Below are 20,477 nucleotides of genomic sequence, written 5' to 3'. Positions count from 1 at the left end.
ATTGGTTCGTTTTATAGACTGTTATTCCTAATAGTTTTAAAGTAAGTCTTTGACTGATTTGTAACGTTACAATTTTAAAATTGTTTTAACATTTTGACTACTGAAAATGATTTGTGAATGATAGCCCTGATGGCAGTGGCATCTCCCGATCGAAAAACAAGGCTTTTGGGCCGCAGTTTTTTGAGCGGGAATAAAACGAACAGCAGGACTGTACGACTTAAGTTGCAGGATGTGGTGCTCCTAAAAAAAAAAGCAGCCTAGAAAACTAGACTGCTTTTGGTTTGATTTTTTGCTATTTTAAGCGTTCATGAGGTCTTCAATTTCCTCGACTTCGATTGGAATGTTGCGCATCATGTTGAAAGGTTCGCCGCTTTCTTGAACGATAATGTTGTCCTCCAGACGAATTCCGAAACCTTCGGCAGGAATGTAAATTCCAGGCTCTACGGTAAATACCATGTTGGCTTGCATAGGCTCGGTCAAAATACCATAATCATGCGTGTCTAGCCCCATGTGGTGTGAGGTTCCGTGCATGAAATATTTTTTGTAAGCAGGCCAATCAGGGTTTTCGTTTTGCACATCGGCTTTGTCAATAAGTCCTAAACCTAGTAATTCTGAAGTCATTATTTTCCCCACTTCGATGTGGTATTGTTTCCAAAGTGTGCCAGTGGTTAACATTTTGGTAGCTTCGTTTTTTACACGAAGTACGGCGTTGTAAACCTCTTTTTGTCGAGTAGAATAGCGACCAGAAACGGGAATGGTACGCGTCATGTCACTAGAATAATTAGCATATTCAGCAGCTACATCAAGCAAAATCAAATCGCCTGCTTTGCATTGTTGGTTGTTTTCAATATAGTGCAAAACATTGGCATTGTTACCCGATGCGATGATAGGCGTGTACGCAAAACCACGAGAGCGGTTGCGGATGAATTCGTGAATTAATTCGGCTTCGATTTCGTATTCAGTAACGTTTGGTTTCACAAAAGGCAACAATCTTCTGAATCCAAGTTCGGTGATGTTGCAGGCTTTTTGGATTAAGTCCAATTCTTCACTTTCTTTTACAGAACGAAGGCGTTGCAGGATTGGGTTACTTTTGGCAACGGCGTGTGCAGGATATTTTTCTTTCCACCATTTTACAAAGCGGGCTTCACGCGTTTCGGTTTCTACGGTGGCGCGGTAATGCTCGTTGGTGTTGATGTAAATGGTTTCGGCGTGCGTCATCATTTCGAACAACACTTTTTCAAAATCCTGCAACCAATACACGGTTTTGATTCCGGTTACTTCGTAAGCACGTTCTTTGGTTAATTTTTCACCTTCCCAAATGGCAATGTGCTCGCTAGTTTCTTTCAAGAAAACCATCTCACGTTGGTGCTCATAAGGCGCGTCAGGGAACAACAGTAAAATACTTTCTTCTTGGTCAACGCCACTCAAATAAAAGATGTCACGGTGTTGTGCAAAAGGCAAGGTACTATCAGCCGAAACAGGATATATATCATTCGAATTAAAAACAGCTACACTTTTTGGCTTCATTTGAGCCATGAATTTCGCTCTGTTTTTTATAAATAAATTGCGGTCAATTTGATGGTATTTCATGTGTTGGGTTTTGTTTTTTTATTGGTGTAAAATGTAATCAGAACGACTTATCTGTCTCATTAATTTTAAACAATTGAGTGCTATTCTGGATTTTTTATTGATTATTCAAAAATACTAACTTTGATAGAAACGGGTGTTAATTAGAGTATAAAATTTTTTGGTACGTGTATTTATCCTTAAATTTCGGCATCAAAAATCAATCCTATGAAAAAAAGAATACTCCTAACCGCTTTTATTGTACAAACTGTCGCATCTGCACAGGTCTCTGCTGAGGCGGTTCAAAACAGTTTAGTGGCTAAGAAACAACTGCAAGAACAATCCCTTTTTCAGAGTCTAAATTTACAAAATGTAGGTCCAACCGTTATGAGCGGGCGTGTAGTTGACGTAGATGTAAATCCTGAAAATCCTACCGAATTTTATGTAGGTTACGCATCAGGCGGTTTGTGGTATAGCAATAATAACGGGATGAGTTTTGTGCCGGTTATGGATAGTGCGCCTACGCAAAATGTAGGTGATATTGCTATTGACTGGAAAAACGGAACGATTTGGGTAGGAACTGGAGAGGTGAATTCGTCGCGTTCCTCGTATGCGGGAATCGGAATTTTACGTTCTGATGATAAAGGAAAAACATGGAAGAACCTGGGTTTAACCGACAGTCACCACATTAGCCGTATCGTTATCAACCCAGCGAATCCGAACGAAGTAGTGGTTGGTGTCGTAGGTCATTTGTACACAAAAAATGAAGAACGCGGTATTTATAAAACTACTGATGGTGGTAAAACTTGGAGTAAAACCCTTTTTGTGAACGATCAGACGGGAATTATTGATGTGGCTGTTTCGCCAAAGAACTTTAAAATACAATACGCAGCTGCTTGGACTAAAGACAGAAAAGCATGGGATTTTGTTGGAAGCGGTGCAGCATCAGGAATTTATAAAAGTGAAGATGCTGGAGCGACTTGGAAATTATATTCTGCAGCAAACAGCGGTTTCCCTACCGGCGAAGGTGTGGGTAGAATCGGTCTCGCAGTATATGATGATGCTACTGTGTATGCTGTTCTTGACAATCAGTACAAACGACCTTTGGATAGTAAAAAAAGCACGGCTTTGCCAGCAGCATTTTCACTTCCTGGGGATGAATTTTTGAAATTACCCAACAAAAGTTTGAATTCGATTTTAAAAAATTACGGATTAACTGAAAAATATAGAGCTGAAAACATCAAACATTGGGTTGAAAATGGATACGTGCAGCCTAGTGAAGCTGGAAAAGTAGTTCTAGCATCTATCAATAGTTTAGCTGATGCCGAGGTAATTGGTGCCGAAGTTTATAAATCAACTAACGGAGGAACAAATTGGACAAAAACAAATCAAAACTTTATTGATGATTTATTTGCTTCTTACGGTTATTATTTTGCCGCAATATCGGTAGATCCTTCTAATTCAAATAAAATTTACTTATCTGGTGTTCCCGTAATCAAATCAGATGATGGCGGTAAAACCTTTACGAGTATTAGCGAAGAAAATGTACACTCTGATCATCACGTGGTTTGGGTGAATCCTGCTAAACCGGGCCATTTAATCAACGGAAATGATGGTGGATTGAATATTTCTTATGACGATGGTGCACATTGGTTTAAGGGAAATTCGCATGGCGTGAGTCAGTTTTATGCGGTAAATGTTGATGAGCAAGAGCCTTACAACATTTATGGCGGTATGCAAGACAATGGGGTTTGGGTAGGTCCAAGCAACTATACTTTTTCTTCGGAGTGGTTACAAACCGGGAAGTATCCTTATGAAAGTTTAATGGGTGGCGATGGAATGCAAGTTCAAATAGACAAACGCAATCCGAATATCGTTTTTACAGGTTTCCAATTTGGAAATTACTACCGTATCGATCGCGCTACTGGCAAAAGAGAATATGTTTCGCCTAAGCCAAAAAAGGACGAGAAGCCATTCCGTTTCAACTGGCAAACACCGATTTTGCTTTCGTCTCACAACCAAGATATCTTGTACATGGGGTCGAACTTTTTGCACCGTTCTATGAACCAAGGACAAACTTGGACTGCGATTTCACCTGACTTGACGCAAGGTTTTAAAGAAGGAAATGTAGCTTACGGAACGCTGGCTAGCATTAGCGAGAGTTCTCTGCAGTTTGGGTTGTTGTACACTGGTAGTGATGATGGCTTGATTCATGTTTCGAAAGATGGCGGTGTGAATTGGACAAAAATTTCAACCAACTTACCTCAAAATTTATGGGTAACTCGCGTTGTAGCTTCAACTCATAAAAAAGAACGTGTTTATGCTACCTTAAACGGCTATCGTAATGATGATTTCACTACTTATATTTATGTATCTGATGATTATGGTCAAAATTGGACTAGTATTGCCAGTAACATTCCTACGAGTCCCGTAAATGCAATTGCAGAAGACCCTACGAATGAAAATGTACTGTATCTAGGAACTGACAATGGATTGTATGTATCTTTAAATCGTGGCAAAAATTGGGATGATTTTTCAAACGGAATGCCAGCTGTGGCGGTACATGATTTAGTTATTCAAAAGAAAGTAAAAGATTTGGTTGTTGGTACACACGGTCGTTCTATTTACAAAGTAAATGTAGATGCAGTTGGTCAACTAACTGATGAAGTATTAGCAAAAAACATCCATGTTTTGGAGCCAAAAAAGATCAGAAAATCAAGAGAATGGGGCAATAGCTGGAGCGTATGGTCAAAACCTACTGATCCGAAAGCCGAAATTTGGTTCTACTCCAACTCTGATTCAGAGGTTGTAGTACAAATAGAAAACCCAAACAAGGAAGTGTTGCTTTCGCAAAAAGTTGCTGCCAAAAAAGGTTTGAATAAGTACATTTATGACTTAGCAGTACCCAAAGCAATTGCCGAAAAAGCGTTGGCTAAAGACAAAAAACTAAAATGGGAACCTGCCAAAACAGGAAAATACTATTTACAACCTTCAGTTAATAAAGTGAGCATCCAAAAAGGAAAAGACAAAGAAGTTGTAAATCTTGAGGTTTATGAGTCCAAATAAATCACTTTAGCACTAATACAAAAAGCACGATTCTATTAGAAATCGTGCTTTTTTTTGCTTGTTATTTTTAAGGATTTCAGTTTTAATTTAACTTGAATTTTGTCAACTTTTCTTTTATTCAAAGTCACGAAAAGTAAACACTGAAGCCGTCGTTTTGAAAAGCATGATGAACTGTAGTTCACCTTTTTCTTGCTCTATTATTATTTTATTGTTAATTTATTTCGAAAGGTAATTCTGAACATTAATTTGTATATCTTCGTAAGAATTAACCTTGTAAACCAAAACTAAATGAATAAAACAATTCAGTTCAATTTTATTGCGCTAGTACTTAGTTCCTTTTTTATCGTTAGTTGTTCTGACAATATCAAGAACAGATATGATAACCCAACTGAAATTTACTTAGATGAATTATTTAACAACTGGCAAGACTAAGATTATGAAAAAACTACTCATGTTAATTTTTGCAATTATAATTATTTCAAGTTGCGAACCAGGAAGTGTAATAGATTATGATTATACGATTGTAAATGATTCAGGAAAAACAGTAATTTTAATTCCTTTTTTAAATGGAGAGAAAGATTTGAAAAATGCTATTACACTTAATCAAGGTGCTAAAATAAATAAAAAATACAGATATACTCCCCCTGGCGGTGCGGGTTATTCAATGGGTAATCTACTTAAATCTGATTATATAGCTTTCGTGTACGATAGTGCAAAAATCAATATTTTTAGTATCTATTCTGAGCAATGTACAACTTGTCCGTCTATTTCAAATATTGGTATTAATATTAAATATGCAGAAAATAATCGAAATCCATTTAATTCAAAGTTTAATGACGAGGAAACCGAAGTGTATACCATAACTCCTGAGGATTATCAAAATGCACAAGATTGCGGTGGGAATTGTAATTAATAATACTCAAACCCTTTCAGAGTAATTAATTCTGAAAGGGTTGTTTTAATTTAAGAAAAGAATAAGTTGCTTTAGTTGGTGCAAAATCTTGTTTGCGATGGCGTGACAATATTAAAAACAGATACGACAACCCAACTGAAATTTCATTAGATGAATTGTTTAACAACTGGCAAGACTAAAGATTATGAAAAAAATTGTATCAATAATCATTGTTGTTTTATTGGCAACAAGTTGTACGGATCAAGGAGGAGATAGAAATTATAATTATCGTATCAGTAATAATTCTGGAGTTGTTGTAGAAATGATACCTTTTTACAATGGAGTAAAGGATATAAGTAACAAAGTAATTGTAAAGAATCTGGCTGATATTAAATATCAATTCACGGATACACCGCCTTATGGCGGTGGGCCTAGAATGGAATATATAGCTTTTACAAGCTCTAAAATTCAAAATAATTTAACGCATATTGAGGTTGTTTTTGATAACAAAAAGAAGGTGGTTTATCAAGAATGTACAGCAACAAATCAATGTTTTAATCAAGCTAGAAACATTTTTAATCCAGTTTTTAGTGCAGAGCAAAACGAAGTTTACACCATAACCCCCGAGGATTTTCAAAATGCACAAGATTGCGGTGGGAATTGTAATTAATAACACTCAAACCCTTTCAGAGTAACTAATTCTGAAAGGGTTGTTTTAATTTAAGAAAAGAATAAGTTACTTTAGTTGGTGCAAAATCTTGTTTGCGATGGCGTGACAATATCAAGAACAGATATAACAATCCAACAGAAATTTACTTAGACGAATTATTTAATAACTGGCAAGACTAAAGATTATGAAAAAAATTGTAGCAATAATCATTGTTGTTTTATTGGCGACAAGTTGTACGGATCAAGGAGATTTTAAAGACTATGACTACACGATTATTAATAATTCTGGTGTAGTAGTTGAGATTGTTCCGTACAACGAAAATGGTGTCATTGAAGTAAATAAAAGAGTTACTATCGGTATTGGTGAGAAAATTAATAAGATAAAAAGAGTGCATCCAATTGGCGGCGATGGTCCATTAAACTTTAAAGAGTTACTTTTTACAAAGGCAGGTTTTTCTTTTAGGAAAATAGATTTAATTTTTAACAATATAAAGAAATCTTCTTATTCAGATAATTGTTTATATGTAAATGGAGTCTCATCAAATTGCAGTATCAGAAATATTTTTTTACTAGATTACAACAACGATTTTACAGAAGTTTACACCATAACCCCCGAGGATTTTCAAAATGCACAAGATTGCAGTGGGAATTGTAATTAAAAATATAAAATACAAGATTTAGGTTGTAAAAAAAGGCTGTCTTCAAAAATTGGAGACAGCCTTTTTTATAATAAACTGGTATTGAAAATTCAATATCTTATAACCCGTTGGGTGTAATTATTAAAAAAGTCAGTTCGAGTTTTTTTTTGTGTAATGAAATGGAGCAAAAAAAGTATCTAGAATGGTTTTTAATGAAATTTTACTTGTTCTCGATACGATTTTCTTTCGAAAATCACTCGAACTGACGTAAAATTATCATCAAAAATTAATTACACCCAACGGGTTATCTTATAGCTTTTATTAATCCACCCATTTGTAATAACGAGCTCCCAATAAGTTGGGATTTTCGTTCTCAATACGATCTAAAACCCATTCGTTTTTTGGTGTTTGTACGCTTTGGTGTTGTTCTTTTTTATGTAGTTTTTCGTAGGTTTCAAAATCAATTTCAAAACTCTTTTCGAGTGTTTCAAACAAGGCAACAGCTTGTAATGCTTCTTTCCATTGATCTTCAATTGTTCCTTCAAAAACTTTTGATTTTGAGCCGCTTCCATAGGCCAAAAAGCCCATTTTTTCATTAGCAATTTCTTCATTCGTGTCTAAAAAATGAGCTAAGGTTGATAGTAGTCCCATGAATATAGAGCCAGTATACAGGTTTCCAATTAATGAGGAAGCAATTTCAGCAGGCTGTAATTTCTCGATCACAAAGGTTTTGTAGGTTTCTGATTTACTAACTTCCTTGAGTTTGTTCTGGTATTCTGTTGCATCTTCGGAACCAGAAAGATAAGTAGTTCCCGCATCTAGAGCGTAAATTTCAGATAACATTCTTCGGCCTTGAAAAGCATACGGTAAATGCATCACAATACTTTTCCAAGAGTTGTAAATAGTTTCGGAGCTGTTTTTTAATTTTTTGAAAGCAAAATAAGCACTGCGAGTGCGATCCATGTAGCATTGATTGGAATATTGCCCGTCAAATACGGGTTGATCTTTGTGAATTTCAATTTCGCTTTCTAAGTTATCAAACCAAACCTCATTATTGGTATTGTTCGTTATGGCTTCTTTAGTTATTGTTCTGTAGGGTTTAAAAAAATCAAAAACACCTTTGGTGCTCACGCCCCAATTATTTTCGATAGTCATAATTCTTGGGTTGGCAGTAATCAAAATAGCTACTGCTCCTGCGCCTTGAGTGTATTCGCCAGTCGAGTTGAGGTCGTATTTTGCAAAATCTGTTGTCACGACAATGGCTTTTTTAGTAGGGTTTAATGTTACAAAATCAATACAATTTTGCATAGCATCTACGCCGCCAATACAAGCAAAAGTAAAGTCCACTGCATCACAATACTCAAGAATGTTTGCTCTAAATTTTTGCTCCATCAAGGCAACTAAAAACGAAGCAATAGGTTTTGAACTGTCAATACTGCTTTCTGTGCCTACGTAAATGCGGGCAATTTCGCTTAAGTCGAGTTGTTGTTCCTCGATTAATTTTGTCAAAGCGTTGGCGCCAAAAACCACGGGATCTTGATGGGTGTCAGGCAAGGTCATTTTAAGAAGTCCCAAACCTTTTTCTAGTTTTTCAGGTTCAATATTTCTGGCTTTTGCAAGTACCGCAATGGGTAAATGAATTTTTGCTACGTCAAAAGCGAGTGCGTCTATTCCTATTTTCATTGTGTTTTTTTTGGATATAAAATTAAAAATTAGCTTGGTAGCAACTTCTTTTTACAAAAACAAAAACGTTAATATGCCAAATTTTTACGGATTTAAATTCGATTCTAAAGTAAAATTATAGATATCATAATTAATGTGATTTTTAATGAGGATAGCGTTAATTTGAAAAAAGTCAGCCTTTAGTATTTTTTGACTTTTGTTCAACTAATAAACATGATATTAGGGTCTTAAGTATTGGTTTATAGGAAATTAAATGAGAATCTGGCTTAACACTTTAAAATCATTATAAATTATAGCGAAAAGGTTGTAGTTCTTTTTCAATTGCCCTATTTTTGTATGATTTTTTAAATTAATTCACACTAAATCTTATGGCAAAATCTGCATTATTAAAGTCATCGATAGCAAAAAAAGTCGCTATGGCGCTTTCTGGACTTTTCTTAATTTTATTTTTAGCACAACATTTTTTTATAAACAGTACCTCGGTTTTTAGTCCTGATACTTTTAACTCTATTTCTCATTTTATGGGAAATAATCCATTGGTACAGTTTGTAATTCAGCCAATTCTTATTGTTGGTGTTATTTTTCACTTTGCAATGGGTATTGCTTTGGATTTTCAAAACAAAAGCGCAAGACCTATTAAGTATGTACAAAACAATGGTGCTGCAAACTCTTCATGGGCATCAAGAAACATGATCGTTTCAGGATTGGTAGTTTTAGCGTTCATTTTATTGCATTTTTACGATTTTTGGATTCCAGAAATGGTATACAAGTATGTTGATGTTCAGCCGCTTGACGAAACTCGTTATTTTGGTGAATTGCAACATAAATTTGTAGATCCTATTCGTACAGCTATTTACTGTGTTTCTTTTGTGTTGTTGTCGTTGCACTTATGGCACGGTTTCAATTCTTCGTTCCAATCAGTTGGATTTAACAACAAATACTCAAGAGCATTACACAAATTGGGATATGCGTTTGCAATTGTAGTTCCTTTCGGCTTTATTTTCATTGCATTATTTCATCATTTTAATCATTAATATTAAATTATAAATGGCTTTAGATTCAAAAATACCAAATGGTCCAATAGCGGACAAATGGACAAATTATAAAAATCACATTAATTTAGTAAACCCAGCAAACAAACGTAATATTGATATTATTGTTGTTGGAACGGGACTTGCAGGAGGATCTGCTGCTGCAACTTTAGCTGAATTAGGATATAACGTAAAAACTTTTTGCTTTCAAGATTCACCACGTCGTGCGCACTCTATTGCTGCACAAGGAGGTATCAACGCAGCAAAAAACTATCAAGGTGATGGTGACTCAACTTTCCGTTTGTTTTACGACACGGTAAAAGGAGGAGATTACCGCTCTAGAGAGGCAAACGTTCACAGACTTGCAGAAGTTTCTGTAAACATCATTGACCAATGTGTAATGCAAGGTGTGCCTTTGGCTCGTGAGTACGGTGGTTTGCTAGACAACCGTTCTTTTGGAGGAACATTGGTGGCTAGAACTTTTTACGCAAAAGGACAAACAGGACAGCAGTTATTATTAGGAGCATATTCTGCAATGAACCGTCAAATTGGTCGTGGTAAGATTAAATCATACACACGTCACGAAATGCAAGATTTAGTTCTTGTTGACGGAAAAGCAAGAGGGATTATTGCTCGTAACTTGGTAACTGGTGAATTAGAGCGTCACTCTGCACACGCAGTTGTAATTGCTTCTGGAGGATACGGAAACGTATTTTTCTTGTCAACTTACGCTATGGGAAGTAACGCTACGGCAGCTTGGAAAGTGCACAAAAAAGGAGCTTTCTTCGCTAACCCTTGCTACACGCAAATTCACCCAACTTGTATTCCAGTTTCAGGAGATCACCAGTCTAAATTGACTTTGATGTCTGAGTCATTACGTAATGACGGACGTATTTGGGTACCTGCAAAATTAGAAGACGCACAAGCTATTCGTGAAGGGAAATTGAAACCAACACAAATCGCCGAAGAAGATAGAGATTATTACTTAGAGCGTCGTTACCCTGCATTTGGTAACTTAGTTCCTAGAGATATTGCTTCGCGTGCTGCAAAAGAAAGATGTGATGCTGGTTTTGGTGTGAACAAAACTGGTGAAGCAGTTTACTTAGATTTTGCCGCAGCAATCGAGCGTTACGGAAAAGAACAAGCTTATGTTAAAGGTCTTGATGCTAATGACAAAGCGTTAGTAACAAAATTAGGAGCTGCTATCGTAGCTAATAAATACGGAAACTTATTCCAAATGTATGAGAAAATCGTTGATGAGGATCCATACACAACTCCAATGATGATTTACCCAGCAGTACACTATACTATGGGTGGTATTTGGGTTGATTATAACTTACAAACTACAATTCCGGGATGTTTTAGTATTGGAGAAGCTAACTTCTCTGACCACGGAGCGAACCGTCTTGGAGCTTCTGCTTTAATGCAAGGTTTGGCTGATGGATACTTTGTATTGCCATACACAATTGGTGATTACTTAGCGCCGGACATTAAAACTGGTAAAATCCCAACTGATTTGCCAGAGTTTGAAGAAGCTGAGAAAAATGTAAAAGCGCGTATTGATAAATTTATCAATAATAACGGTACTCATTCTGTAGATTATTTCCATAAGAAATTAGGAAAAATTATGTGGAATAAAGTAGGTATGGCGCGTAATGCAAAAGGTTTGACTGAAGCTATTGAAGAAATTGCAGCGTTAAGAGAAGAGTTTTACAGAGATGTAAAAGTTCCTGGAGATGCATACAGTTTTAACCAAGAGCTTGATAAAGCTGGTCGTGTTGCTGATTTCCTTGAATTAGGAGAGCTTTTCGCAAAGGATGCATTGCACCGTAACGAATCTTGTGGAGGTCACTTCCGTGAAGAATACCAATCTGAGGATGGTGAAGCACAACGTGATGATGAAAACTTCGCTTACGTTGCTGCTTGGGAGTATGTTGGAAAGCCTAGCGAAGCTATCTTACACAAAGAGCCGCTAGTGTACGAAAATGTTAAACTAGTAACGCGTAGTTATAAATAGGAATCTGTCCTAGAGTTTAAAATGGTGTGAAATCCACTTTAGCTCTTTGACTTTCAAACGAAAGAAAATATGAAACTTACATTAAAAATATGGCGTCAAGCCAACGCCAAAGCAGAAGGTAAAATTGTTGAGTATCCGTTAGATGGTATCGAAGAGGACATGTCTTTCCTTGAAATGCTTGACGTTTTAAACGAAGGTTTAATCAACAAAGGAGATTTGCCAGTATCTTTTGACCACGATTGTCGCGAAGGTATTTGCGGTTCTTGCTCGTTGTACATCAACGGTGAGGCACATGGTCCAGACAGACGTGTACCAACTTGTCAATTGCACATGAGAATGTTTAAAGATGGGGATACCATTTTTATCGAGCCTTTTAGAGCGAAAGCTTTCCCAGTAATCAAAGATTTAGTTGTTGACAGAAGTGCTTTTGATAGAATTCAACACGCAGGTGGTTTCGTGTCTGTAAATACTTCAGGAAAACCAACAGATGCTAATGCTACTTTGATTCCTAAACACGATGCTGATAGAGCTTTTGATGCTGCAACTTGTATTGGTTGTGGAGCTTGTGTTGCAAGTTGTAAAAACTCATCTGCAATGTTATTCGTGTCTGCTAAAGTATCTCAATATGCTTTGTTACCACAAGGTAAAGTTGAGGCTGCTGATCGCGTATTGAACATGGTGGCACAAATGGACGCAGAAGGTTTTGGTAACTGTACCAATACTGGTGCGTGTGAAGTAGAGTGTCCAAAAGGAATTTCTCTAGAGAACATCGCTCGTATGAACAGAGAATACTTATCTGCTAGTTTAAAAGGATAATTAGTCAGTCTTAAAAAATCAAATTCTTAAGACGAAACATTCATAATTATAAAAAACGCATTCAATTTCAAAGTTGAATGCGTTTTTTTATGGAGTAAATGTTAGATTCAAAAATGGATTATTCTTTCCATCCCCATGGAGCAGCAGGTGTTGCTACTGTTTTTGTTAAATCAAATTTTACGGTAAACAATCTATCAGAGCCTATGCGTCTTAAATTATAGGTAAACGAGGTCTCATCAATTGTAATCCACCAAACATTTGTAGCGGCGTTCGGAATTAAATTGAATGTTTCTTGGTCTGCTGGAAAAAATTGAATTCCTGCACTCCCTGAGTTTGGACTCGTACCGCCGTATTGTGTGACTTTATCTTCAGTCCCATCTTCGTGTCTGTGATCGTGTTTCAATTTAATTCTGTCTTTATCGAATGATAAAACCCAGGTTCTTGATTTGTCATCACCAACAAAAAATGGAATTTTGATGGTGTTTTTGTCGCAGCTTCTTACATGCATTACTAGTTTTTTATCCCTAAAAGTGTCATTCGCAGCGCCTTCTTTAATTTCTCCTTCAAACGATTGTCCACAATGTTTCTGCAAATTTTCCCAAAATTGTTGAGCGCCAGTTTTTTCTTGTGCCTGAATGGCTAAGTGACCTAAAAGTACTAGAGCAAATAATATTTTTTTCATGTCTTAGTTTTTTGCTAAAGTAAGGAAGTTATTATAGGTTAGAATTATTATTTTTATAGAAAATTTGAAAGAAATGCAAGTAAGCTTTATTCAATCGCCCCTAGTTTGGGAAAATCCACCAGCCAATCGTGATTATTTTACAAGTGCTATAGCGTCTGTACCGGTAGAGACCAACTTAATTGTACTGCCAGAAATGTTTACCTCTGGATTTACTATGAATCCGCAAGCCGTTGCCGAAAGCATGCAGGGAGAAACTATGCAATGGTTGCAACTTTTAGCGCAAAGCCGAAATTGTGCCATCACAGGAAGCTTGGTTATTACAGAGGGTGATCAATATTACAACCGTTTGGTGTTTGTTTATCCATCAGGTGCAATTCAATCGTATGATAAAAAGCATTTATTTACTTTGTCTGGAGAGCACGAGGTTTATACGGCTGGAACCGAAAAAGTAGTTGTAGAGTACATGGGTTGGAGGATATGTCCTTTTATTTGCTACGATCTCAGGTTTCCTGTTTTCTCCCGAAACAATGTCAATTATGATTTGCTGTTGTATGTGGCAAGTTGGCCCAAAACAAGAACCAATGCTTGGGATATTTTACTCCAAGCACGTGCTGTTGAAAACATGTGCTACGCTATTGGAGTAAACCGTATTGGTGCCGATGCAAATGGTTATGAATACATCGGGCACTCACAAGCGATAGATTATCTTGGTAAGGCACTAGTTTCTCCTAAAGAAGATGAGGGTGTTTTTACAACGATTTTGGATAAAGATGCCTTATTGGAAACACGACAAAAACTTAACTTCCTGAATGATCAAGACGCTTTTCATTTGCTGTAAAGCAAATTTATTTCTTTTTCTTTATTTCTTTTTTTGGTTCGGGAACGTAGGGTAAGCTTAAATCAAAGGTTTGGTTAACATCCCAATTTGTTCTGATTTCAATTATTTTTGATAGGTAAATCACCTCTTCCGCTTGTCGTTTTTCTAAAAAGGAACCTGAATCCCATTCTTTATTTGCGTTAGTATCGTATATGGCGCGTAAAGAGTATAGTGCTGGTTCTAGAAGGTTGAAGTTAATAGTATTGGCCTCAGTAGTGTATTCTGTGGCTAGCACTTCTCCTTTTTCGTTTGTAAGTTCGATTAGTACCGGATATGATTTTACATTTTGTAATTGCACAAAAAGATTTCCGTAATCAGCTGCAGAACGGGTTGTTATTTTAAAACTTAAAGAGTCATTTTTTTGGTCAAAATAATCAGTTACCGCATCCGGAAGTACGGATATGGTATAGTTTTCTTGTTCTTCCTTTTTGAAATCTAGAAATAATTTTTGCTCAAATTCATCGTAATAACTTGTAAAGGGAACTGTTGTACGGGATTTGTTAATGATGCTAATTTTACTGTCGTTCACTTTGGTTAAAGGCGTGTTGCTTTCAAATCCAAAGCGTTCTCTAAACTTTAAATCGTTTGTTTGTAATGGGGATAGTCGCAGTGTGTCCTTCTTTTGATCTTTTATTTTAAAACTGAAATTGGCTTTATACGTGTCTTTGGTCACAGCTAGTTGCAAGGAATCTGCTTTTAATGGTTTGTACCAAATTTGTAGCGAATCTTTTTTAGGGAATTTAGTCACCGTGCTTTCAAGAGCTACGCTGTTGTTCCCTAAAGTAAGCATCGGTAAATCTTTTTTCGATTTAATCTTCCCTTCATGTCCTAACAATAAACGATTTCCAGAGGCTTGAACAGGTTTAAAACTTTTAAACGGAAGTGCTTCTTTGAATATTTCTAATTCATACAAGGTGTCGTTAGGCACAGTTACAAATTCCTTTATGAAACCAATTTTGTCTGTTTTTGGATTGTATTTATTATTGCTATTTACGTCTTTAACAGCAACCAAAAGGTATTTTCCTGCTTTTAAGTTTTCGAATTTAAAACTTTTTAAACTGTCAAGAGTATTGGTTACGTAGCGTGGGGTTTCCTTATACACGATGGAGTCTGTATATTTTTCATTTGCATCATAAAGCATTACGGATACAAATGATTCCACCTCTTTGTCAATGGCGCTTTTGACCACTCCACTTAGTTGCAAGGAATCTATATATGAGCCAGTAGAAAAAACGTATTTGAATTGATTCAACGGATTTCCTTCGTTATTATCGGCTATGCTTTGCCCGAAATTAAAGCTATAAGTTGTATTGGGTTGTAACGTATCTTTGATTTTAATTGTAATGGTTTTACTAGCGGTTGTGGGTAAAATTAGCGGTTCGTTTTTCATTGGAGGCGAAACGATTAACTGCTTTGAAAGGTTTTTCAATTTGATATTTTCGTCAAACACCAATTTTATTTCATTTCCTTTGAAATTAGTTTTGAAATTTTCAGGAAAACTTACTTTCAGTACGGGAGCGATAGTGTCTTTTAGGCCACCAGTTATGGAGCCGCGTTTGGCACATCCAATGATTATAAATAGTGATAAAAGACTAATATACCTCCAATTGATTTTAAACATGTTTGATCGAATTTTTAAAATACAAAATAACAATTATAATTCTTGCAACCGAAATTTTTATACAATTATTGTGAGCTTATAGTTTACAATTGAGATTTAGAAAAATCAATAAAAAAATGGGTACACTTTCCTTAAATTTGTAACCAGTAGCACAAGTCGTATAGGTAAGTGTTTCTTTCATTCTAATTTATAAAAAATCATCATGAGAAAAATTGAACATATAGGTATTGCAGTTAAGGATTTAGAAGTTTCCAATTTGGTTTTTGAAAAATTATTTGGGGCCGCAGCCTACAAATTTGAAGAGGTCTTAAGTGAAGGCGTTACAACTTCATTTTTTCAAAGCGGACCAAACAAAATAGAATTATTAGCAGCTACGCATGCGGATAGTCCCATTGCAAAATTTATTGAGAAAAAAGGTGAAGGTATTCATCACATTGCCTTTGATGTGGAAGATATTGTTGCCGAGATTGCCCGATTGAAAAATGAAGGTTTTATGGTGTTGAATGAAACTCCTAAAAAGGGAGCTGATAATAAATGGGTAGCTTTTTTACATCCCAAAAGCACCAACGGCGTTCTAATTGAATTGTGTCAAGAAATAAAATAATTCAAATTTAGGAATACTAGCTAGCTAATAGTCAAGTAGTTTTAAATAGTAGTGTTTGTGTTGTTGTTTATTATTAAAAACAAGCACAAAAATATTTGGAGCAAATGAAAAATAATGGTAATATTGCAAACTCTAAACCGGTCCTATAGCTCAGCTGGTTAGAGCACCTGACTCATAATCAGGTGGTCCCTGGTTCGAGCCCAGGTGGGACCACTGTAAAAACCTCCAAATTTAATTTGGAGGTTTTTTTTTAAACCATAAGGTGTTATTCTTCGTAAATGAGGGGGAACGATTAAAAAAAGAGTATTAAAAACTTAATAGATTTTTTTTTATGGTAAAAATTGTTATTTTTGGGCATTATGGAAGGTAAGGTAAATAAATTTTATTTTTTAATTTTAATAGTTGCTAGTTTTAGTGCTGCTGTTGCGCAGCCTTTGATTCCTCCTCCGCCACCTGGTGAGCCCGAGCCAATTTTATCTGTGAGTCAGTATTTGGATTATGTAGCTTTAATTGCCGTGTTTTTTGGAATGTATATTTTATATCATCATAGAAAAAACAAAACCCTTTAGTCTCCTAAAGGGTTTTGTTTTTTTAATTTGCCTGGTGTAAGCGAGCAACATATTTGCCAATTACATCAAACTCCAGATTTACTTTAGTGCCAATTCCAAAACTTTTAAAATTGGTGTGCTCATAGGTATACGGAATAATGGCAACGCTAAACTGATTTCTTTTCGAGTTTACAACGGTTAAACTCACTCCGTTTACAGTAATTGATCCTTTTTCAATGGTTAGATTATTCAATTCAGGGTCGTATTCAAAGCTGTATTTCCAGCTACCATTCGTTTCTTCTGCCTCGATACAAGTTCCAACTTGATCAACGTGTCCTTGTACAATATGGCCATCAAGACGATCTCCTAATTTCATGGCGCGTTCCAGATTAACCAAGTCGCCTGTGGTCCAAGTGGATAAATTTGTTTTCTGTAATGTTTCATCAATTGCAGTAACCGTGTAACGATTGTCGTTTATCGCAACTACAGTTAAACAAACGCCATTATGAGCAACACTTTGGTCGATTTTTAGTTCGTTCGTTATAGCGGCCTCGATAGTGATATGTACGTTTGAGTTTTCTTTTTCTATTTCTTGGATGGTTCCAAGTGTTTCTATGATTCCTGTAAACATTTCTTATTTTAATTTACTAAATTTGTCCTTCAAAATTAGCAATAAATAACGGTAAGTCATGGTGAAAAAAGCAGAAAATATATTGGTAGGAATTTCTATTGGAGATTTAAACGGTATTGGAAGCGAGGTGGTGTTAAAAACATTCGAAGATGCTCGTATGTTAGAGTTGTGCACGCCAATTATTTTTGCCAATGTCAAACTATTATCATTTGTTAAAAAATCATTTCAATCAACTACTACTTTGCACGGTATTGATAAGTTAGACCAAGCAATTCCTGGAAAAATTAATGTGTTAAACGTTTGGAAGGAAGGGGTAGATGTTCGTTTGGGTCAGTCTGATGAGAAAGCAGGTGAATATGCCATAAAATCCTTCATAGCGGCTACTGAAGCTTTAAAAGAGGGTGCTGTTGATGTTTTGGTAACTGCGCCAATCAATAAATACAACATACAATCTGAAGCTTTTCAATTTCCGGGTCATACCGATTATTTGAATCAAGAGTTAGAAGGTAATGCGTTAATGTTAATGGTGCAAGATAATTTACGAGTGGGTTTGCTAACCGATCATATACCTTTGAGTGAAGTTGCGGCGCATTTGACAGAGGAATTGATTGTTAAAAAAATCGAAACTATCAAACAAACATTGATTCAGGATTTTAGTATCAATAAACCAAAAATAGCAGTTTTAGGTTTGAATCCGCATTGTGGAGATGGAGGAGTAATAGGTAACGAAGACGATGCTATTTTAAAACCTGCGCTACGCAAATTGTTTGACAAAGGAACTTTAGTTTTTGGGCCATTCCCAGCAGATGGTTTTTTTGGGAGTAATCAATATGAAAAGTACGATGCGATCATTGCAACTTATCACGATCAAGGCCTAATTCCATTTAAAACTTTATCGTTTGGTAAAGGAGTTAATTTTACTGCAGGTTTACATAAAATTAGAACTTCACCTGATCACGGAACGGCTTATGATATTGCAGGTAAAGGCATTGCTGACTTTAACTCTTTTAAGGAGGCTGTATATTTGGCTATCGATATTTTTCATTCTAGAAATCAGTATGCAGAAATTAGCGCAAAACCACTTAGAATAAAAGAAAAGTAGTTGTCAACAAAAAAAAGTGAATAACATTATTAGATTTGCAATAAATTTATATCTTTGCACTCCCGTACTGAAAGCTCAGTTAAGGCTCAAATTGCTGTTGAAATGAAGAACACAAAAGAATTTTTAATACCTTTTATAGGATTAAAGCTAGGGAAACATCATTTTGAATATCAAATCAGTAATGCGTTCTTTGAAATCTTTGATTATGATGAATATCAAAATTCAGATATCAAAGTAAATGTGGTTTTAGATAAGAAAAGCACGCTTTTAGAGTTGAATTTTAAACACAAAGGAACCGTTAACGTTCCTTGCGATTTGACAGGAGAAGATTTTGATTTGCCAATTAAAGGTAAAATGAAATTGATTGTTCGTTTTGGAGAAGAATTCAATAACGACAATGAAGAATTATTGATTTTGCCACACGGAGAATTTGAGGTAAATATTGCACAATACATATATGAAATGATTGTATTGTCAGTTCCCTTTAAACGTGTGCACCCAGGAATAAAAGATGGAAGTTTAAATACTGAAGCCTTGACCAAGCTCAATGAGCTAAGCATAAACGAAGAAAAAGAAGAATACAACGAAGAAGAAAATATTGACCCACGTTGGGACAAATTAAAGAAACTATTAACGGATAAATAATATAGTAAAATGGCACATCCAAAGAGAAAAATCTCGAAAACAAGAAGAGATAAGAGAAGAACACATTACAAAGCTACTGCAGCACAAATAGCTACTTGTCCTATTACAGGTGAGGCGCACTTATACCACAGAGCATACTGGCACGAAGGTAAAATGTACTACAGAGGGCAAGTTGTTATAGATAAATCTGTAGCTGTTGCTTAATACATTTTAGCAAATGATATTCGAACTCTCACATCGTGAGAGTTTTTTTGTTGGTTAAAATTTTCATTAATTATCAGGTTCTATATCAAGTAGATGGAAATTTTTTCGTAATTTTCGAGTCTTTTAAAAAAAATCAAATGGCAACATTTGGCCAGTAATAAATGCATAAAATGAATACAATCACAGCCGCAATAACCGCTGTTGGAGCCTATGTTCCTGACTTTGTTTTGAGTAACAAAGTTTTAGAAACCATGGTTGACACCAATGATGAATGGATTACTTCTCGAACTGGAATTAAGGAAAGAAGAATCTTAAAAGATGCTGATAAAGGAACCTCTTTTTTGGCTATTAAAGCAGCTCAAGATTTATTAGCCAAAGCTAATTTGGATCCTTTAGAAATTGACATGGTAATCATGGCAACAGCTACCCCGGATATGCCTGTGGCTTCGACAGGAGTATTTGTAGCAACTCAAATCGGCGCAACAAATGCTTTTGCCTATGATTTGCAAGCCGCATGTTCAAGCTTTTTGTACGGGATGTCAACAGCTGCAGCGTACATACAATCAGGTAGGTATAAAAAAGTACTTTTAATTGGGGCTGATAAAATGTCTTCAATCGTAGATTATACGGATAGAGCAACTTGTATTATTTTTGGTGATGGTGCAGGAGCAGTTTTATTTGAACCTAATCATGATGGACTTGGATTACAAGACGAGTACCTGCGTAGTGATGGAGTAGGAAGAGATTTCTTAAAAATCGATGCAGGTGGATCAATCACTCCAACTTCTCTTGAAACTGTAAGAGATAACAAGCACAGTATTTTTCAAGACGGTAAAACAGTTTTCAAGTATGCAGTGACAAATATGGCTGATGCTAGTGAATTAATTTTACAAAGAAATAATTTGACTAATCAGGATGTATCTTGGTTAGTACCACATCAAGCCAATAAACGTATCATTGATGCAACGGCTAATAGAATGAATCTCGAGGAGTCTAAAGTATTAATGAATATTGAAAAATACGGTAATACAACTTCTGCCACTTTGCCATTGGTGTTGCATGATTTTGAACATTTACTTAAAAAAGGAGATAATATAATATTTGCTGCTTTTGGTGGTGGATTCACTTGGGGATCTATTTATCTAAAATGGGCTTACGACAAAAAATAAATTTAAACTAAAAACA

General features: G+C 35.7%; 20 protein-coding genes and 1 tRNA gene. 16 read left to right on the top strand and 5 right to left on the bottom strand.

All coding sequences use genetic code 11. The annotated features are described in order from the left end of the window. Positions 1-297 precede the first annotated feature (297 nt). Positions 298-1,590 carry an aminopeptidase P family protein gene (locus tag KBJ98_RS02400; protein WP_210788089.1) on the bottom strand — a complete coding sequence of 431 codons (1,293 nt, stop codon included), beginning with the start codon at positions 1,588-1,590 and terminating at the stop codon, positions 298-300. Positions 1,591-1,794: 204 nt separating this feature from the next. On the opposite strand from KBJ98_RS02400, the gene KBJ98_RS02395 reads away from it, so the two are divergent. From KBJ98_RS02395 to KBJ98_RS02375, 5 genes are all read left to right on the top strand, one after another. After that, the gene (locus tag KBJ98_RS02395; RefSeq protein ID WP_210788088.1) at positions 1,795-4,632 is read left to right on the top strand and encodes a WD40/YVTN/BNR-like repeat-containing protein; all 2,838 of its coding nucleotides are present in this window, start codon (positions 1,795-1,797) and stop codon (positions 4,630-4,632) included. Between the two features lie 288 nt (positions 4,633-4,920). After that, entirely contained in the window at positions 4,921-5,064 is a 144-nt protein-coding gene (locus KBJ98_RS02390) for a hypothetical protein (RefSeq protein ID WP_210788087.1), read from the top strand. Positions 5,065-5,068: 4 nt separating this feature from the next. Next, positions 5,069-5,545, top strand: coding sequence for a hypothetical protein (locus KBJ98_RS02385; RefSeq protein ID WP_210788086.1), 477 nt, complete (start codon positions 5,069-5,071; stop codon positions 5,543-5,545). 184 nt (positions 5,546-5,729) lie between these two features. Further along, on the top strand, positions 5,730-6,194 hold the full coding sequence (locus tag KBJ98_RS02380; RefSeq protein WP_210788085.1) for a hypothetical protein: 465 nt from the start codon (positions 5,730-5,732) through the stop codon (positions 6,192-6,194). 184 nt (positions 6,195-6,378) lie between these two features. Next, positions 6,379-6,852 (top strand): hypothetical protein, encoded by a 474-nt coding sequence (locus tag KBJ98_RS02375; RefSeq protein WP_210788084.1) that lies wholly within the window; start codon positions 6,379-6,381, stop codon positions 6,850-6,852. 300 nt (positions 6,853-7,152) lie between these two features. Here KBJ98_RS02375 and KBJ98_RS02370 read toward each other — a convergent pair whose 3' ends face one another. Further along, complete coding sequence (locus tag KBJ98_RS02370) at positions 7,153-8,514, bottom strand: hydroxymethylglutaryl-CoA synthase family protein (RefSeq protein WP_210788083.1); 1,362 nt, start codon at positions 8,512-8,514, stop codon at positions 7,153-7,155. Between the two features lie 368 nt (positions 8,515-8,882). Between KBJ98_RS02370 and KBJ98_RS02365 the strand changes: the two genes are divergently transcribed. The 3 genes from KBJ98_RS02365 (at position 8,883) to KBJ98_RS02355 (ending at position 12,378) form a co-directional block, all read left to right on the top strand. Beyond that, complete coding sequence (locus KBJ98_RS02365; RefSeq protein ID WP_166132831.1) at positions 8,883-9,548, top strand: succinate dehydrogenase cytochrome b subunit; 666 nt, start codon at positions 8,883-8,885, stop codon at positions 9,546-9,548. Between the two features lie 13 nt (positions 9,549-9,561). Next, on the top strand, positions 9,562-11,562 hold the full coding sequence (locus KBJ98_RS02360) for a fumarate reductase/succinate dehydrogenase flavoprotein subunit (RefSeq protein WP_210788082.1): 2,001 nt from the start codon (positions 9,562-9,564) through the stop codon (positions 11,560-11,562). 69 nt (positions 11,563-11,631) lie between these two features. After that, on the top strand, positions 11,632-12,378 hold the full coding sequence (locus KBJ98_RS02355; RefSeq protein ID WP_166132833.1) for a succinate dehydrogenase/fumarate reductase iron-sulfur subunit: 747 nt from the start codon (positions 11,632-11,634) through the stop codon (positions 12,376-12,378). A 118-nt stretch (positions 12,379-12,496) separates the two neighbouring features. On the opposite strand, the gene KBJ98_RS02350 is transcribed toward KBJ98_RS02355, so the two are convergent. Then, positions 12,497-13,060, bottom strand: a complete 564-nt coding sequence (locus KBJ98_RS02350) for a hypothetical protein (RefSeq protein ID WP_210788081.1) — start codon at positions 13,058-13,060, stop codon at positions 12,497-12,499. Between the two features lie 73 nt (positions 13,061-13,133). Between KBJ98_RS02350 and KBJ98_RS02345 the strand changes: the two genes are divergently transcribed. Next, a complete protein-coding gene (locus KBJ98_RS02345) occupies positions 13,134-13,898 on the top strand; it encodes an amidohydrolase (protein ID WP_210788080.1) in 765 nt (254 codons plus the stop codon). A gap of 7 nt (positions 13,899-13,905) precedes the next feature. On the opposite strand, the gene KBJ98_RS02340 is transcribed toward KBJ98_RS02345, so the two are convergent. After that, positions 13,906-15,558, bottom strand: a complete 1,653-nt coding sequence (locus KBJ98_RS02340) for an Ig-like domain-containing protein (RefSeq protein ID WP_210788079.1) — start codon at positions 15,556-15,558, stop codon at positions 13,906-13,908. Between the two features lie 202 nt (positions 15,559-15,760). Here KBJ98_RS02340 and mce point away from each other — a divergent pair, with 202 nt between their 5' ends. From mce to KBJ98_RS02325, 3 genes are all read left to right on the top strand, one after another. Next, complete coding sequence (gene mce / locus KBJ98_RS02335; protein WP_210788078.1) at positions 15,761-16,162, top strand: methylmalonyl-CoA epimerase; 402 nt, start codon at positions 15,761-15,763, stop codon at positions 16,160-16,162. A 139-nt stretch (positions 16,163-16,301) separates the two neighbouring features. After that, positions 16,302-16,375, top strand: a tRNA-Ile gene (locus KBJ98_RS02330). 137 nt (positions 16,376-16,512) lie between these two features. Further along, complete coding sequence (locus KBJ98_RS02325; protein ID WP_210788077.1) at positions 16,513-16,731, top strand: hypothetical protein; 219 nt, start codon at positions 16,513-16,515, stop codon at positions 16,729-16,731. A gap of 22 nt (positions 16,732-16,753) precedes the next feature. Here the strand turns inward: KBJ98_RS02325 and KBJ98_RS02320 are convergent, their stop codons facing one another. Further along, complete coding sequence (locus KBJ98_RS02320) at positions 16,754-17,341, bottom strand: riboflavin synthase (protein ID WP_210788076.1); 588 nt, start codon at positions 17,339-17,341, stop codon at positions 16,754-16,756. 58 nt (positions 17,342-17,399) lie between these two features. Between KBJ98_RS02320 and pdxA the strand changes: the two genes are divergently transcribed. The 4 genes from pdxA (at position 17,400) to KBJ98_RS02300 (ending at position 20,461) form a co-directional block, all read left to right on the top strand. Beyond that, positions 17,400-18,443, top strand: coding sequence for a 4-hydroxythreonine-4-phosphate dehydrogenase PdxA (pdxA, locus tag KBJ98_RS02315; RefSeq protein WP_210788075.1), 1,044 nt, complete (start codon positions 17,400-17,402; stop codon positions 18,441-18,443). Positions 18,444-18,545: 102 nt separating this feature from the next. Further along, positions 18,546-19,088 carry a YceD family protein gene (locus tag KBJ98_RS02310; protein WP_210788074.1) on the top strand — a complete coding sequence of 181 codons (543 nt, stop codon included), beginning with the start codon at positions 18,546-18,548 and terminating at the stop codon, positions 19,086-19,088. Between the two features lie 9 nt (positions 19,089-19,097). Further along, positions 19,098-19,292: a 50S ribosomal protein L32 gene (gene rpmF / locus KBJ98_RS02305; RefSeq protein WP_133532440.1), complete on the top strand. Its 195-nt coding sequence runs from the start codon at positions 19,098-19,100 to the stop codon at positions 19,290-19,292. A gap of 170 nt (positions 19,293-19,462) precedes the next feature. After that, positions 19,463-20,461, top strand: a complete 999-nt coding sequence (locus tag KBJ98_RS02300; RefSeq protein ID WP_166132841.1) for a beta-ketoacyl-ACP synthase III — start codon at positions 19,463-19,465, stop codon at positions 20,459-20,461. The last annotated feature ends 16 nt before the right edge of the window (positions 20,462-20,477 follow it).

This window comes from Flavobacterium erciyesense, assembly GCF_018069925.1.
Classification (GTDB): Bacteria; Bacteroidota; Bacteroidia; order Flavobacteriales; family Flavobacteriaceae; genus Flavobacterium; species Flavobacterium erciyesense.
This window is presented reverse-complemented; position numbering and strand designations above follow the sequence as displayed.

Excerpts from the sequence above, each read along its gene's own strand:
- KBJ98_RS02400 (WP_210788089.1), bottom strand. The coding sequence starts at position 1,590 with ATGAAATACCATCAAATTGACCGCAATTTATTTATAAAAAACAGAGCG.
- KBJ98_RS02395 (WP_210788088.1), top strand. The coding sequence starts at position 1,795 with ATGAAAAAAAGAATACTCCTAACCGCTTTTATTGTACAAACTGTCGCA.
- KBJ98_RS02390 (WP_210788087.1), top strand. The coding sequence starts at position 4,921 with ATGAATAAAACAATTCAGTTCAATTTTATTGCGCTAGTACTTAGTTCC.
- KBJ98_RS02385 (WP_210788086.1), top strand. The coding sequence starts at position 5,069 with ATGAAAAAACTACTCATGTTAATTTTTGCAATTATAATTATTTCAAGT.
- KBJ98_RS02380 (WP_210788085.1), top strand. The coding sequence starts at position 5,730 with ATGAAAAAAATTGTATCAATAATCATTGTTGTTTTATTGGCAACAAGT.
- KBJ98_RS02375 (WP_210788084.1), top strand. The coding sequence starts at position 6,379 with ATGAAAAAAATTGTAGCAATAATCATTGTTGTTTTATTGGCGACAAGT.
- KBJ98_RS02370 (WP_210788083.1), bottom strand. The coding sequence starts at position 8,514 with ATGAAAATAGGAATAGACGCACTCGCTTTTGACGTAGCAAAAATTCAT.
- KBJ98_RS02365 (WP_166132831.1), top strand. The coding sequence starts at position 8,883 with ATGGCAAAATCTGCATTATTAAAGTCATCGATAGCAAAAAAAGTCGCT.
- KBJ98_RS02360 (WP_210788082.1), top strand. The coding sequence starts at position 9,562 with ATGGCTTTAGATTCAAAAATACCAAATGGTCCAATAGCGGACAAATGG.
- KBJ98_RS02355 (WP_166132833.1), top strand. The coding sequence starts at position 11,632 with ATGAAACTTACATTAAAAATATGGCGTCAAGCCAACGCCAAAGCAGAA.
- KBJ98_RS02350 (WP_210788081.1), bottom strand. The coding sequence starts at position 13,060 with ATGAAAAAAATATTATTTGCTCTAGTACTTTTAGGTCACTTAGCCATT.
- KBJ98_RS02345 (WP_210788080.1), top strand. The coding sequence starts at position 13,134 with ATGCAAGTAAGCTTTATTCAATCGCCCCTAGTTTGGGAAAATCCACCA.
- KBJ98_RS02340 (WP_210788079.1), bottom strand. The coding sequence starts at position 15,558 with ATGTTTAAAATCAATTGGAGGTATATTAGTCTTTTATCACTATTTATA.
- mce (WP_210788078.1), top strand. The coding sequence starts at position 15,761 with ATGAGAAAAATTGAACATATAGGTATTGCAGTTAAGGATTTAGAAGTT.
- KBJ98_RS02320 (WP_210788076.1), bottom strand. The coding sequence starts at position 17,341 with ATGTTTACAGGAATCATAGAAACACTTGGAACCATCCAAGAAATAGAA.
- pdxA (WP_210788075.1), top strand. The coding sequence starts at position 17,400 with ATGGTGAAAAAAGCAGAAAATATATTGGTAGGAATTTCTATTGGAGAT.
- KBJ98_RS02310 (WP_210788074.1), top strand. The coding sequence starts at position 18,546 with ATGAAGAACACAAAAGAATTTTTAATACCTTTTATAGGATTAAAGCTA.
- rpmF (WP_133532440.1), top strand. The coding sequence starts at position 19,098 with ATGGCACATCCAAAGAGAAAAATCTCGAAAACAAGAAGAGATAAGAGA.
- KBJ98_RS02300 (WP_166132841.1), top strand. The coding sequence starts at position 19,463 with ATGAATACAATCACAGCCGCAATAACCGCTGTTGGAGCCTATGTTCCT.